This window comes from Streptomyces sp. NPDC127129 (assembly GCF_042671585.1).
Taxonomy (GTDB): Bacteria; Actinomycetota; Actinomycetes; order Streptomycetales; family Streptomycetaceae; genus Streptomyces.
This window is the reverse complement of record NZ_JBHXTV010000023.1, coordinates 103935-118060: the sequence shown is the minus strand read 5'-3', so window position 1 is coordinate 118060 and position 14126 is coordinate 103935. Positions and strand designations below refer to the sequence as shown.

General features: G+C 70.3%; 13 protein-coding genes and 1 pseudogene. 4 read left to right on the top strand and 10 right to left on the bottom strand.

The window, feature by feature from the left end; genetic code table 11:
- Window positions 1–20 precede the first annotated feature (20 nt).
- The 5 genes from ACFVGW_RS33470 to ACFVGW_RS33450 all read right to left on the bottom strand — a co-directional run bounded on the left by ACFVGW_RS33470 (window position 21) and on the right by ACFVGW_RS33450 (window position 6230).
- Window positions 21–2303, bottom strand: coding sequence for an FtsX-like permease family protein (locus ACFVGW_RS33470; RefSeq protein ID WP_385854597.1), 2283 nt, complete (start codon window positions 2301–2303; stop codon window positions 21–23).
- Window positions 2300–2959 (bottom strand): ABC transporter ATP-binding protein, encoded by a 660-nt coding sequence (locus tag ACFVGW_RS33465; protein ID WP_385854596.1) that lies wholly within the window; start codon window positions 2957–2959, stop codon window positions 2300–2302. Before ACFVGW_RS33465 ends, ACFVGW_RS33470 begins: the two co-directional genes overlap by 4 nt.
- Before the next feature lie 73 nt (window positions 2960–3032).
- Window positions 3033–3365, bottom strand: coding sequence for a hypothetical protein (locus ACFVGW_RS33460; protein WP_385854595.1), 333 nt, complete (start codon window positions 3363–3365; stop codon window positions 3033–3035).
- Window positions 3366–3658: 293 nt separating this feature from the next.
- Window positions 3659–4714, bottom strand: coding sequence for an aldo/keto reductase (locus ACFVGW_RS33455; RefSeq protein WP_385854594.1), 1056 nt, complete (start codon window positions 4712–4714; stop codon window positions 3659–3661).
- A gap of 22 nt (window positions 4715–4736) precedes the next feature.
- Window positions 4737–6230 (bottom strand): MFS transporter, encoded by a 1494-nt coding sequence (locus tag ACFVGW_RS33450; RefSeq protein ID WP_385854593.1) that lies wholly within the window; start codon window positions 6228–6230, stop codon window positions 4737–4739.
- A 57-nt stretch (window positions 6231–6287) separates the two neighbouring features.
- On the opposite strand from ACFVGW_RS33450, the gene ACFVGW_RS33445 reads away from it, so the two are divergent.
- The 3 genes from ACFVGW_RS33445 (at window position 6288) to ACFVGW_RS33435 (ending at window position 8976) form a co-directional block, all read left to right on the top strand.
- Complete coding sequence (locus ACFVGW_RS33445; protein ID WP_385854592.1) at window positions 6288–7166, top strand: helix-turn-helix transcriptional regulator; 879 nt, start codon at window positions 6288–6290, stop codon at window positions 7164–7166.
- Window positions 7167–7405: 239 nt separating this feature from the next.
- Complete coding sequence (locus tag ACFVGW_RS33440; protein WP_385854591.1) at window positions 7406–7948, top strand: cupin domain-containing protein; 543 nt, start codon at window positions 7406–7408, stop codon at window positions 7946–7948.
- A gap of 17 nt (window positions 7949–7965) precedes the next feature.
- Window positions 7966–8976, top strand: a complete 1011-nt coding sequence (locus ACFVGW_RS33435) for a 3-oxoacyl-[acyl-carrier-protein] synthase III C-terminal domain-containing protein (protein ID WP_385854590.1) — start codon at window positions 7966–7968, stop codon at window positions 8974–8976.
- Between the two features lie 211 nt (window positions 8977–9187).
- On the opposite strand, the gene ACFVGW_RS33430 is transcribed toward ACFVGW_RS33435, so the two are convergent.
- From ACFVGW_RS33430 to ACFVGW_RS33410, 5 genes and pseudogenes are all read right to left on the bottom strand, one after another.
- Window positions 9188–9772, bottom strand: coding sequence for an AfsR/SARP family transcriptional regulator (locus ACFVGW_RS33430; protein WP_385854617.1), 585 nt, complete (start codon window positions 9770–9772; stop codon window positions 9188–9190).
- Window positions 9773–9838: 66 nt separating this feature from the next.
- Window positions 9839–10036, bottom strand: a pseudogene (locus ACFVGW_RS33425) (winged helix-turn-helix domain-containing protein); the annotation flags it as partial.
- 317 nt (window positions 10037–10353) lie between these two features.
- Complete coding sequence (locus tag ACFVGW_RS33420; protein WP_385854589.1) at window positions 10354–10803, bottom strand: MarR family winged helix-turn-helix transcriptional regulator; 450 nt, start codon at window positions 10801–10803, stop codon at window positions 10354–10356.
- A 92-nt stretch (window positions 10804–10895) separates the two neighbouring features.
- The gene (locus ACFVGW_RS33415) at window positions 10896–11327 is read right to left on the bottom strand and encodes a hotdog fold thioesterase (protein ID WP_383226446.1); all 432 of its coding nucleotides are present in this window, start codon (window positions 11325–11327) and stop codon (window positions 10896–10898) included.
- Between the two features lie 10 nt (window positions 11328–11337).
- Complete coding sequence (locus ACFVGW_RS33410; protein WP_385854588.1) at window positions 11338–12912, bottom strand: MFS transporter; 1575 nt, start codon at window positions 12910–12912, stop codon at window positions 11338–11340.
- A gap of 179 nt (window positions 12913–13091) precedes the next feature.
- Here ACFVGW_RS33410 and ACFVGW_RS33405 point away from each other — a divergent pair, with 179 nt between their 5' ends.
- Complete coding sequence (locus ACFVGW_RS33405) at window positions 13092–14048, top strand: aldo/keto reductase (protein WP_385854616.1); 957 nt, start codon at window positions 13092–13094, stop codon at window positions 14046–14048.
- Window positions 14049–14126 lie beyond the last annotated feature (78 nt).

The window sequence follows — 14126 nt, the reverse complement described above, 5'->3', positions numbered from 1 at the left end:
TCCCCCGGCCCCCGGGCTGGTCAGTCGCGCCGAATGTGCTCGGGGTCGACGTGACGCCGCACGAGCGGCAGGGAGGCGACCGCGGCGGCGACGAGCACGCCGAGACAGCAGGCGAGGAGCAGGGGCAGCCCACTCCAGTCCCAGTGCACGGCCCCGCCCCCGGTGATCAGGTAACTCGACTCGGCAAGCCACCCGGTGACCACGGCGGCCCCGAGCCCGAGAGCCAGCGGCAACACCACCTGTGCACACTGCACAACCCGCAAGGTCGCGGCCCGAGCCCCGAGCAACGCGAGCGCGGCGACCTGGGCGCGCCGCTCCATGGCCCGATCGGCGACGGACACGACGAAGGCGGCGACGCTGATGACGAGCCCGAGAACCATGCCGGCGGCGAGGAGGCTGCGGATGACGGTGAGTTGGGCGAGGGAGGTGATGACGATGCCGACGGGGCGTACGTCGGCGAGAGGGGCGATGGTGCCGATGGCGTCGAGAGCGGTGCGTACAGTCTTGGGGTCCGAGTCCGTGCCGAGCACGATGTCCCCTTCTGCGGGAACCGTCCCAGCAGGCAGGAAGGAGGGCGGGACGAGTACATCTGCCGCTCCGAAGTCGTACGTCTCGTACGTGTGCACGACGAGCGTTTCGCGGGGTACGACGACAGGGATCTTCTTGCCATTGTCCAGAAGGATCGGAAACGGCTTGCCGGGCTTGGCTGCCTCGTTGGCCAGATGCTCGGGGTTGACCAGGTGGAACGGCTTTCCGTCGACGCACCCCTGGGAGGACTTGCTGAATGCAGCGAGTTGATCGCAAGTGGCCACGGCGATGTCGATGCCAGAGTGGATGTTGCCGTCGATCGGACTCCAGGACGGGGCGGTGATGCCGTGGGCCCTCACGCCTGTGACTTGAGTCAGCCTCTGCTGCTGCGGAGGGGTCAATTCCGAGAGACTGACGTCGTACTCCTGGACAGGGGCAGTATTGCGGCTCACCTGGCTTAGCTCCACGAGAACGCCCTGTGTGAGGGCAGTGGCGTAGACGAGCAGCACGAGTCCAGTGACGACCCGAAGTGAAGCGCCTGGCTGGACTTCGGCACGGCGCATCGCGAGTGCCAGCGGGAGCGATCGGGTGGTGTGGGCGAGTCGCCGGGCGAGCCAAGCGGTGATCGGGGGCAGGCCAAAGACCAGTCCGGCCCCGGTCAGCAGCACGGCGGCGGGAACGAGGAGGGTGTTGGCAGAGCCGCCGGATGGATCCCTCCCCAGCGCGCTGAGCGCGCAGTAGCCGCCGATGATGCCGAGCCCGGGGAGCAGGAGCAGCGTTCCGTACATCCGTGGTGGTTTGCGTTCGGCAGTACGTCGGACGTGGAGCGGGGTGAGCGCGGCGGCCCGTGCGCTGCGCTGTCCGACGAACCAGGCGAGGGTCGGGCAAAAGATCAGGCAAGCTGCGAGCGTGGTGGTGTCAGGGCGGCCGTCGGCCGGGTACCAATGAAGTCCGGGCAGGCCGACCCTCGCCATGATCTCGTTGACGACGAGGTACCCGCCGACCCCGAGCAACGCGCCTAGAGAAGCTGCCGACACCGTCTCGCCAGCGTTTACTCGCAAGGTGTCTTTGACGCTCATCCCAACGAGTCGCAGGGCGGCCAGCCTGCGGGCGCGGGACTCCACCGAGAGCCGGGCGCACACCGAGAGGAACACGGCGAGCGGGAGCAGGACCACGCAGGCAAGCGTGAACCGGAGGATGTCGAGCGTGGACTCTTCGACGACTTCGAAGACGGGGTAAGGGGCGCCGAAGTAGTCCACTCGCCGGACGCTTCCAGCCGGGAGCTGAGCGTGTGATTTCCCGATGTAGGCGTATAGCTCATCGGGTCCGGCAAGTCCCTGTGGCCCGATCGTGCCAGTCACCTTGCCTGGCAGGAGCCCGGCGATTCCGGGGGCTGCGGCAAGGACCTTGAGCAGCTGCGGTGAGACGATCACTTCTCCGGCCGCGGGCAGCCGGTCAAGGCCTGGGGGCACCGGCGCTGGCCCGGAGGCGGGACGGGCGACGAACACACGCCGGAGCGGCTGGGATCCGTAGGCGTCCAAGTGGCTTAACGCGATGGTGTCGTTGCTTGACCAGCCGTCCTTGAGTTCGTACTGGGTCCGCGGTTCGCGGGCGGCGGAACGTGCGTCATGAGCGCCCAGGATTGCCGGGATGGTCAGTACCGCGGCGAGGCAGGCCACCCCGAGCGAGCAGCCGAACGTCATCAGGAGAAACCGGGCACGGCCCCTGCGCCCACCGCGCCACACCAGCAGCATGCCGAGCAGGAAGGGGTTCACTTCAGGATCCCGTCGGTCATCGTGTACCGGCTGTCGGCGTGCTCGGCCACCGTCGCGTCATGCGTGACGATCACGACGGCGGTGCCCTGATTCCGAGCGAGTCGCAGGAACTCCTCCAACACGGCAGATGCGTTGACGCTGTCGAGTGCTCCGGTCGGCTCGTCGGCGAACACGACGTCCGGCCGGTGGACGAGGGCCCGTGCGACGGCGACCCGCTGACTCTGCCCGCCAGAGAGCTGGGAGGTCCTGCGTTGCAGCAGATCGGTCATCCCGAGCCGCCCGAGGACCTCCCCGGCCGCAGCATGTGCGGGCCCCTTGCGCTGGCCGGCGAGCCGTAGCGGCAGGGCGGCGTTCTCCTCGACCGTCAGCTCGGGGAGCAATTCCCCGTACTGGAAGACGAAGCCGAACCGCTCACGTCGCAGCGTGCTCAGATCGTCGTCGGAAAGCTTGGAGAAGGCGACTCCGTCGAAGGAGACAGAGCCGTTCGTCGGTGCCAGCACCCCGGCCAGGCAGTACAGCAGTGACGACTTCCCGGATCCACTGCTCCCCATGATGGCGGTCACCTCCCCGCGCCTCAGCGAGAAGTCCGCGCCGTTGACGGCCTTCTGCGTTCCGTAGAAGAGATCCACGCCTTCGGCGCGGAGAATGACGTCCATCCTGGTGCTCCCTTGCGTCGGGAGGTTGCCCGCAAGCCGCCTCCCGACCCTTGTCATTCGGCTACGGCTGGTCCTACTTGTGCCGCTGCTCCGGACGCTCGCGGCGCACGGTGTCCGCGCAGTTGTCCGGGCGGAGGGACCCGCGGTCACGGCAGGCGCGGATCCACGCCTCGCTCGTGACTTGGGCTGCGCCGTCGTAGATCACCTTGTCCAGGGTGACGGTCTTCCTCTGAACGCCGTAGAGGCGGCTCCAGCTGTAGCCCTCGACCTTGCTCTCCACGTACACGTTGTGGCCGTCCAACGGATCGGCGTCCTGGAGCGCCACCTTGAAGTGGAATCCGCCGTGGTTCTGGCCCCTGGGCTCCCACTTGTACGACCCATCGGCGATGAGGCCTTGAGTCTCCATGTGAGGGAGCTTGTGCCAACCACTTGCCGCAACCGCAACCCCCGCCCCGCCCAAGAACAGCCCCGCCGCAATCGCCGTCGTCGTCAACTTCCGCACGTTTCCTCCAGCTTGAGCACCCCCACCGGGTGTTGCGCAGAGTGTTGCAGTGATCACGCACCGCACGCGCGGGCGTAACGTCTCTGCCGCTTCGGACCCCCCGAACCGGTGACATCACCACATGAGTCCGACCCGCGCATGCGAGAGCCCCACGGGTCTCGGACCCGTGGGGCTCTCGCTTCTCGTCTCGCAGACCCTCACTCTCCGTCGCGCTCGCCCGACGTCTCCTCCGGCTCCCGGACGCGGTCCGCGTCGCAGTACTCCTGGTGCCAGTACGGGTACGGAAGCGGTGGCGCGCTGACGCCGTCGAGTGCGGTGCGCTCCTCCTCGGTCAGTGACCAGGTCGTCGCGGCCAGGTTCTCCGCCAGCTGGCGTTCGTTGCGGGCGCCGATGACGACCGAGGTGACGCCGCGGCCCTCCAGTACCCAGCGCAGTGCCACCTGCGCCGGGGACACCTCCCGCTTCTTCGCGATCTCGCGGAGGACCTCGATCGTGTCGAACGTGCGCTCCGGGTCGACCGGCTCGAAGTAGCCGACCGCCCGCCGCGTGCCCGCCGGGGGCCTGCCGTCCCTTTCCTGGTGGCCGCTGAGCAGTCCGCCCGCGAGCGGGCTCCACACCATGACGCCCACCTCCTCCGCCTCGGCCATGGGCAGCAGCTCCCACTCGACCTCGCGGGCCGCCAGGCTGTACTGGATCTGGTGCGAGGCGAACCGCTCCAGGCCCTGCCGCTCGCTGGTGGCCAGCGCACGGGTGAGCTGCCAGGACGTCAGGTTCGAGGCGCCGACGTAGCGGACCTTGCCGGCCCGTACGAGATCGTCGAGGGCCCGGAGGGTCTCCTCCCACGGGGTCCGGCCGTCCCAGCCGTGTGTCTGGTAGAGGTCGATGTAGTCCGTGCCCAGGCGGCGCAGACTGGCTTCGACCGAGCGGACGATGTGGTGCCGGGAGAGCCCGCGGTCGTTCGGGCCGCTGCTGCCGTCCGGCATCTGCCAGCGCACCTTCGTCGCGATGACGACGTCCTCGCGGCGGTCGCCGAGGGCCGCGCCGAGCACCTCCTCGGACTGGCCGGCGGAGTACATGTCGGCGGTGTCGAAGAAGTTGACGCCCGCGTCCATGCTCCGGTGGACGAGCCGTCGGGCCTCGATCGTGTTGAGCCGGCCCATGTGCTGGAAGCCGTGGCGGCCTCCGAACGTCATGGTGCCGAGGCAGATCTCGGAGACCTGCAGGCCGGTGCGGCCCAGGTAGCGCATACGCATACGGATCGTGCTCCTCGGTCTGTCAGCGCGCCGCGATCTGCTGGTCGGCCATCGGTGTCCCGGCCCCTGCCTCGGTCGCGGGAGCCGAGGAGACAGGAGCCGTGGTCTGCCGGGGCCGCAGGAACGCGATGGCGACGAGGCCCGCGAGGAGCAGCGCGCCGGCCGCGAGGAGCAGACCGTTCTGTACGCCGTTCAGGACCGCGGCCGGACCGTTGCCGCCGGCCGAGTCGATGCCGGCCGCGGCGACCGTGGCCAGGATCGGGGTGCCGACGGTGACACCGAGCTGCTGGCCGGTGTAGGCGAGACCCGTGGCGAGGCCCTGCTCGTGGTCGGGCAGGCCCGAGGTGGCGGTGATCATGTAGCCGACGACGGCGAGGAGGTGGCCAAAGCCGCCGGTGGCGGTCGCGACGAGCAGCAGCGGCATACCGCCCTCGGTGTCGAGGAAGAAGAGCGCGGCGGTGCTCGCGGCCTGCAGCAGCAGGCCGTAGACCAGCGCGCGGTGGACACCGATCCTGCCGATGATCCGGGCGGCGAAGGCGCCGCCGAGGACGGCCGCGACACCCAGCGAGGCGAACGTGAAGCCCGCGTTGAGCGGGCTCATCCCGCGGACCTGCTGCATGTAGAGGGTCAGCAGGAAGACCATGCCGGTCATCATCGCGAAGGTGACCAGGCCGGTGGCGTTGCCCCAGCTGACGGTCCGCCGGCGCAGTACGCGCAGGTCGACGAGCGGGGCGGTGACGCGGGACTCGACGGCGAAGAAGGCGATCAGGAGCACGAGACCGGCGCCGAGGGCGAGCAGCGTCGTGGTGGAGGCCCAGCCGTTGCGCTCGGCGGAGGTGATGCCGAAGATGATCGACAGCAGGCCGCCGGTGACGGTGACCGCGCCGAGGAGGTCGAGCCTCGGCGTCTCCTCGTTGCGGCTCTCCTTGATGAGGATCGGGGCGGCGATCGAGGCGACGATGCCGACCGGGACGCTGATGAAGAGCGTCACGCGCCAGCTGGTGAGGTCGGTGACGACTCCGCCGAGGACCACGCCGGACAGGAAGCCGAGCGACAGCAGGGCGCCGTTGATGCCGAGCGCGCGGTCGCGCTGCGAGCCCTCGGCGAAGCTGGTGGTGAGCAGCGACATGGCCGCCGGGGTCAGCATCGCCGCCGCGACACCCTGTGCGGCACGGGCCGCGAGCAGGAAGCCGGGGGTGGGGGCGAGACCGCCGGCCAGCGAGGCGACGGTGAAGAGCACCATGCCGGCGATGAACCAGTTGCGGCGGCCGTAGAGGTCCGCGGCCCGGCCGAAGAGCAGCAGCAGTCCGCCGGACGGCAGGGCGAAGGCGGTCACGACCCACTGGAGGTCGCTCAGTTGGAAGCCCAGGTCCTCGCCGAGGACGGGCAGGGCGACGCTGAGGATGGAGAAGTCCAGGGCGAGCATGAACTGCGCGCCGCACAGGAGGGCGATGATGAGCCACTGGCGGGTCGTGAAGGGCACCTTGCCCTGCGAAGTGGCGGAGTCGGAAGTCATGCCAGAAGGCTGGCAAATATCGCCACGGCGTGGGGAGCGCGAAAGTATCATGGGTTCATGACCACCAGCCTCAACGCGGTACGGGAGCCCCGCCGACGCGAGGAGCTCAAGCACTTCCTGCGCACGCGGCGGGAGCGCCTCGGTCCCGAGGACGTGGGTCTTGCTCCCGGTGGGCGCCGGCGCACCCCGGGGCTGCGCCGGGAGGAGGTCGCGATGCTGGCCGGCATCGGGGCCTCCTGGTACACGTGGCTCGAACAGGGCCGGGACATCAAGGTGTCGGAGCAGGTCCTGGACGCGATCAGCCGGACGCTGTTGCTCGACGCGGTGGAGAGGGACCATCTGTACCGGCTGGCGGGGATGAACCCGCCGCGGCGCACGGCGGCGGACGAGCCGGGAGACCCGGGCCAGTTGACGGCGCTCCTGGAGGGCTGGATGCCGAGCCCCGCGTACGTCATCGACCGGTGCTGGAACATCGTGGGTACCAACCGGGCGGCAGAGCTGGTCTTCGGTTTCGGCGAGGGTGACACCAACTGCCTGGTGGCCTTCTTCACCAACCAGGCCTTCCGGGCGCGTCATCGCTACTGGGCGGAGGTCGCGCCGGGGCTGGTGTCCGAGTTCCGCAGGGACGCCGCGCGGTACCCCGAGGAGCCGGAGTTCACCCGGATCGCACGCCGACTGGAGGGGGAGAGCCCGGAGTTCGCGGCGTTGTGGTCGCGGTACGAGCTGACGCCCACCAGCCAGGGTGTGAAGGCGATCGACCATCCGTGGGCGGGGTGTCTGATCTTCGATCACTCGGTCCTCGAGATCCCGGACCGTCCCGGCATCCGCCTGATGCTGCACACGGCGCGGGCCGGTACCGATGTCCGCGAGCGGGTCGTGGAGCTGCTCGCGCGCGACGAGCGCAAGGGCCGGATCTCGCTGGTCGAAGCGGGCTGAGGCGGGCCGAGGCGGGCTGAGGCGGGCCGAAGCGGGCCGAGGCGGGGCGAGGCGGGGCGAGAGGGCTGGCGTGGGGGCTGCCTGTGGGCGTCGTACGGGAACCTCCGCGAGGGTCCGCACAAGAACCGCTGAAGGCCGACAAGAGGCCAGCCCAGGAAGTCAAGACAGACCACGATTCAGTGCCAATGCTCTGATAAACATGGCTGCGGTTCGGTTCCCGTGAGCAGAGGACGTTTCCCGTGGTCAAGAAGAGCAAGCTCGTCACGGCCGGTGCCGTCGCCGCCGTGGCGTTCGGCGTCGGATTCGCCACCCAGCCCGTCGCCCAGGCCGAGATCCCGCCGGTGAGCGCGGTCGTGCTGAGCGAGGGCGTCACCTCGGCACCCTTCAAGATCAAGGCGAACGGCGACCGCAAGGTCCTCTACCGCAAGGCGGTCGTGCAGCCCGGCGCCTCGACGGGCTGGCACTACCACCTCGGCGAGGAGATCGCCGTCATCAACTCCGGTACCTTCACCCGGATCGAGGGCGCGGACTGTTCGGTACGGGAGTACGGCCCGGGCGAGTCGCTCGTGGAGCCCGTGGGTCCCGACACCGTGCACATGGGCGTCAACAACGGCACGGAGCCGGTCGAGCTGTACGTCGTCGACATCCTCCCCAAGAACGCCTCCGGCCCGACCAAGGCCGCCCCCGACCCGGGCTGCGACGCGACCGGGAAGAGCGCGACCGTGAAGAGCGCGACCGGGAAGAGCGCGGCAGGGAAGCGCGCGGCCGCCGGGGCCGAGTGATGCGCTTTCCCGGCCCGTTGGGCATCTCCGCCCCCTCGGTCTGGCTTCCCGCCGGGCGCCAGAGCTCCGAGGAGGCCGTCGCGAGGGGACTGGTCGACGCCGAGAGTGCCGAGGAGCTGGGCTACGACCGGCTTCCCGTGGCCGAGCTCGCCCCGCCCGAGATGGCGGTCGAGGCCGGCCGCCACTCCCTCACGGCGGCGGGAGTGGACGCCGCCGCCGTGGGCCTGGTCATGCACGCCTGGATCCACTACCAGGGCCACGACCTGTGGTCCCCCGCGCACTTCGTCGCCGACGGGATCGGCGCCCGGGACGCCGTGCCCGTCGGCGTCCAGCAGGTGTGCAACGGTGGCGCGGCGGCCGTGGAGCTGGCCGCCGCCCGGCTCTTCGTCGAACCCGGCCTCGGCCACGCCCTGATCACCACGGCCGACGCCTTCGTGGAGCCGGGATTCGACCGCTGGAGCGGGGACTACGGCATCGCGTACGGAGACGGGGCCACCGCCCTCGTCCTGCACCACCTGCCCGGGAGCGAGGGCGGCCGGCCGGCCGACCTGGTCCTGCACGCCCTCTCCACGGTGGCCGCACCGAGCCTGGAGCGGATGCACCGCGGCGACGACCCGTTCAGCCCGGCCGCCCGCTCCCTCGGGCCGCGGGTCGACATCCGTCGTACCAAGAAGGCGTTCCTCCAGGCGGAGGGCATGGAGGCGTTCACCGGGGCGAGCGCCGCGGCGCTGAAATCCGCGGTGGGCGAGTGCCTGGCGGCCGCGGGCGACGTGCCGCTGCGGTACGTGGTGGCGCCGCGCCTCGGCCGTAAGACCGTCGACCTGGCCTACGCACCGATGCTGACGAAGCTCACCGGGGCGGAGCTGCTGCGGCCCGGCGCCGACACCGGGCACCTGGGCGCCGGGGACACCGCGGCCAGCCTCGCGGACCTGCACGCCCGGCGGATGCTGGGCCCCGGCGAGTACGCCCTCGTGGTGAGCGCCGGTGCCGGGTTCACCTGGTCGTGCCTGCTGGTCAGCGCCGCCTGACGCGACGAGGGCCGCGGCGCCTGACCCGGCAGGTGCCGCAGCGCCTGACGCACCGAGGGCCGCGATGCCTGACCGGCGGAGGGCCCTCGGCGCCGACGCACCGAGGGCCACCGGTCAGCGGCGCCCGGCACCACAAAGAACAACAAAGACCGCGGGCCGGCGGGGCTCTGTGCCCCGCCGGCCCGCGGTTCTCGTTCTTCCCGGTCAGCCGTCAGCCGGTCGCCCGCATCGGTGCCAGGTGCACCACATGCCGCATCGCTCTGCGGTCCGCCTGCCGTACGACCACGTCGGCGGCCGCCCGCAGCCGGGTCCGGTCGAGGGACGGTTCGCCGCGGAGGATGTCCTGTTCCATCTGGACCAGGAACGGTGAGGGCTCCAGGCCGAGTTCCTCCACGAGCCGGGCGCGCAGCCGCCGCATGACGGCGAGCGACTCGGCCCGCCGGCCGCAGCGGTACAGGGCGAGCATCAGGTGCCGGTGGAAGTTCTCGTGCAGCGGGTGGCGGGCGGTCAGCTCGGTGAGCTCCGGCACCAGCGTGTGGTGTGCTCCTCGCTGGAGATCGGCGTAGATCCGGTGCTCCAGCGCGCACAGCAGGGACTCTTCCAAGTGGACGATCCGGGCGCCGAGCAGCTCACCGGCCTCCACATTGACGAGTGCGGGCCCGCGCCAGAGTCCCACGGCCCGGTGCAGCAGGTCCGATGCCTGGACGAAGTCCTCCCGCTGAATCGCCCCGTTACCCGTCGCGACGAGCATCTCGTACTCCGTGGCGTCGAGCGCGACATTCGCCGTGGACAGCACATAGCTGCCGCCCTCGGTTATCAGGATTTCTTCGGCGACTTCATTGGCGCTCTTCCCGAGGGATTCTGCGATGGTACGCCGGACCTGTCCGATGTATGTCTGTATTGTTGCGGTAGCCGTTCGCGGCGGATTGTTCCCCCACAACTCCTGAACGAGTGCGTGGACGGATACGGCGCTGTCCGCATTGACAGCGAGTAAAGCCAGAAGCCGGCGCGGCTTGGGCGCCAGGACGATCGGTTCAAGCTCGTCGTTCAGGATCGTCATCGGTCCCAGGACATGAATCTGCACGACTCCCCCTTGTCTGCACCACTCCCCCTTAATTGGGCCATCCATCCCGTCGGTGGCGAAATGGTTGATCCCTGCATCCCCCGTAACCCGTGGTGCGCAGCACGCGAGACCAGCCAACCATAGCAGGGCTCTGGCCTAAAACCTTTTTGGGGCCGCCCCCGGTGGCAAACATTTACACGTTCTGTTCCTGCTATTTACTTTGGCCGCGGCATCGAAAAAAGGAAACCGCGGTGATTCACCGAAGGGTGAATTCACCGTGGTTTCCTCATGCCGGCGCCAAGGGATTCGGAGGACTATTCCAAGGACCCCAGAACGGTGATCGCCCGCTCCAGGTACTCCCGGAAGTGGGCGAGCTCCTCGGGCGTGAACTCGGCGCTCAGCGAGCCCTCGACACGCAGGGCAGCCTTGTCCGCCTTCTTGGCGATGGCGCGGCCGGCCCGGGTCGCCCGGTTGACCACGACCTTCTGGTGGAGCTCCGAGGGCTCGCGGAACACGAGATCGGCCTTCTCCAGGTTGGTCAGGACCGTGGCCATGGTCTGCGGCGTGACCATGCACTCACGCGCGAGCTGTGCCGCGGACATGCCGTCGGAGACCGACAGCAGCAGTAGGACCGAGTACTGCGGAACCGTCAGCCCGTATTCGCGCAGCACTTCGGTCTTGCGTCCGATGAGGGCCTGCTCGGCCCTCTTGATCGTGTGCCCGAGTCGGCCGGCGGCGACCGTCTCCGTCGTCGTGTTCGCCATGTCAATAGTCTTGCATACGGCAGAGGACGAAGCAGTAGTCGCACATTGCCGCCTTCGGGCAGGCCCGCGGTCGTTCCCCGGGGCCTTCTGGGTCACCGGCTCGACCGGCGCCGGGCCGGCGGGATCGCGCAGGTCAGCCGGGCGGTACAGGTGCGCCGTCCGCGGTCGTCGGTGATGACGATCTCGTACGTGGCGGTGTGGGTCCCCACGTGCAGGGGCCGGCAGTGCCCGGTGACCTTGCCGGAGCGTGCCCCGGCGTGGTGGGTGCAGGACAGTTCCTGGCCGACGATGATCCGGTCGGCGCCCGCGTGCACCCAGGCCGCGAGCGAGCCGAGGGTCTCGGCGAGGACGGCGTTGGCTCCGCCGTGCATCAGTCCGATGGGCTGACGGTTGCCCGACACCGGCATGGTGCCGATCACGAGATCGGGCTCGCACACGCTGATCTCGATGCCGAGGCGCTCCACGAGCTGCTCGTCGACGTAGGGCGGCAGGACCTCGACGGGTCCGAGGGCGGTCTGGGTCACGGTCGCCCTCTCAGTGCGCGGCGGCGGGCTCGGGCGCCGCCGCGGCCGGGTCGCCGGTGCCGTCGCCGGGAGCGGCGGACGCGTCGTCGGAGTCCGTACGGCCCTTGAGCAGGCTGCCGACGACGACCGCGCTGACCACGCACGCCGCCGCCACGATCCACATGGTGGTGTGCAGGCCGCTGCCGTACGCGTCGGCCATCGCGGTCACGGCCCGGTCCCGCACCTCGCCGGCCGGCAGTTCGCCGGCGGCCTCGGTCAGGCCGCCCTGGAGCGTCCGCGAGGTCAGCGCGTCGGCGCCGCCCGGGAAGGCGGAGACGGCGTCGCTGTCGAGGGCGCTCTTGGTGAGGGCCGTGACGAGGGTGGCCAGACCGGCCATGGAGACGGCGTCGGAGGCGAGCCGCACCGTGTTGAACATGCCCGCGGCCATGCCCATCCGCTCGGGCTCGACGGCGGAGACCGCCGCGCCGTCCAGGATGCCGAGGGAGATGCCGTACCCGATGCCGAGGAAGAGCAGCGGGCCGGCCAGCGCGGCCGTCGAGGCGCCCGGGTCCACCATCGTCAGCCAGGCGGCGCCGACGGCGGAGAAGGAGAGGAGGACGACGAACAGGGCGCGCTGCGAGACCTTCTGGGCGACCACACCGGTGACGGCGGGCATCACCAGCGACGGGCCCGTGAGCAGCAGCAGGACCAGGCCGATGCGGACGGCCGACAGACCGCTCGTGGAGGTCAGGTACGGCGGGAACACGATGACGAGCGCGACGAAGCTGAACGCGAGGACCAGCGGCACCAGGCAGACGGCGAGGAACTGCGGCCGTGCGAAGAGGCCCAGGTCGAACATCGGGTGCTCGGCGCGGCGTTCGACGGTCACGAACGTCACCATCAGGACGAGGCAGACGGCGAACGAGCCGAGGACGACCGGGTCGGTCCAGCCCCGGCCGGGGCCCTCCACCAGGGCGAGGACGAACAGGGCGACGCCGAAGCCGAAGGCGAGGGTGCCGGGCCAGTCGAACCGCGGTCCGCGCTGGGGTTCCGTGCGGGGCAGCAGCGGAGTGCTCAGCAGGACGAGCGCGGAGACGGCGGCCAGGACGAGGAAGACAGAGCGCCAGCCCCACAGGTTGACCAGGACGCCGCCGAACATCGGCCCGAACGCGAGGCCCGCGCCCAGGAACGTGCCGAACAGTCCGAAGGCCTTCGCGCGGGCGGGGCCGTCGAAGGACTGCGCCAGGATCGCGGTGATGGAGGCGAGCGCCGCGCCGCTGCCGAAGCCGGCGATCGCGCGTGCCGCGTCCAGCAGCAGGATGCTGTTGGCCAGTCCGGAGACGGTCATCCAGAAGGCGAAGAAGGCCATGCCCCAGGTGAACATCCTGCGGTGGCCGATGCGGTCGGCGAGCGAGCCCATGGCCGCGAGGCTGCTGGACGCGGTCAGCATGTAGCCGTCGACCACCCACTGGGCGGCGGCGAGCGAGCTGTTCAGGTCGGCGCCGATGTCGGGGACGGCCACGGACGGACCGGTCACGACCAGGGTCATAAGCGGGCCGACGACGCACGCCGCGGCGAGCGTCGCCCGCGGGTTGCCGGTGGACACGGAGATCACCTCTGTCTTATTCGTAGTCAGCTATGTGTATGAGCTCTGGCATAGAGTAGGGGTCTGAACATAGAGGATGTCAATGTCGTATGGCAGAGTTCTGTGTGAAGGTGAGAGTCTGCTGTTCGACTCAGCGGCACAGGACTCAGAGGCACAAGGGGAAAGGCGGTGCGCACGTGATGCGCAGGATCCAACTGGGCGGCTCGGAGAGGACCTTCGCGGCCGTCGGCCTCGGCTGCATGGGGATGTCGTGGGGGTACGACGAACTGGGCCGGGACGAGAGCGAGTCCATCGGCGTCGTCCGGCACGCCCTGGAACTCGGCGTCGATCTCATCGACACGGCCGACCAGTACGGCCCGTTCACCAACGAGCTCCTGGTCGGGAAGGCGCTGCGGGGCCACCGCGACCGGGCACTGCTGGCCACCAAGGGCGGACTCGTCGTGGACGACCCCGCCACCTACCGCAGCCACCGCGACGGCCGGCCCGAGTATCTGCGCGCCGCCGTCGAGGCGAGCCTGGAGCGGCTGGGGGTCGACCACGTGGACCTCTACCAGCTCCACCGCATCGACCCCGAGGTCCCGGTCGAGGAGAGCTGGGGCGCGCTCGCGGAGCTCGTGAAGGAGGGCAAGCTCGGCGCCCTCGGCCTCTCCGAGGCGTCGGCGGAGGAGATCGGCCGGGCGCACGCGGTGCATCCGGTCGCCTCCGTGCAGAGCGAGCTGTCCCTGTGGAGCCGTGACGCGCTGACGGACGGGGTGGTGGAGTTCTGCGGGCGCGAGGGCATCGCGTTCGTCGCGTTCGCCCCCCTCGGCCGCGGCTTCCTGTCCGGACTGATCAGCGGCCCGCAGGACCTGCCGACGGTGGACGGGCGGCACCGGATCCCGCGCTTCCAGCCGGAGGCCCTCAGCGCCAACCAGGCGATCGTCGAGCGCGTGCGGTCCGTCGCCGACGGGCTCGGCGCGACCGTGGCCCAGGTGGCGATCGCCTGGGTGCTCGCCCAGGGCGAGCACGTGGGCGTCATCCCCGGCACCAAGACCCGCCGTTACCTCCAGGACAACGTGGCCGCCGGATCGCTGGTCCTGCCGCCCGAGGCGCTGGAGCAGCTGGCGGTGCTGCCCGCGGCGGTCGGCGCGCGCTGAGACCAGCCGGTCCACCCCGGACCCGCCGGTGAACGGTGCGACGGCCCGCTCGGCCGCCGCACCGCCCACCGGCGTGTC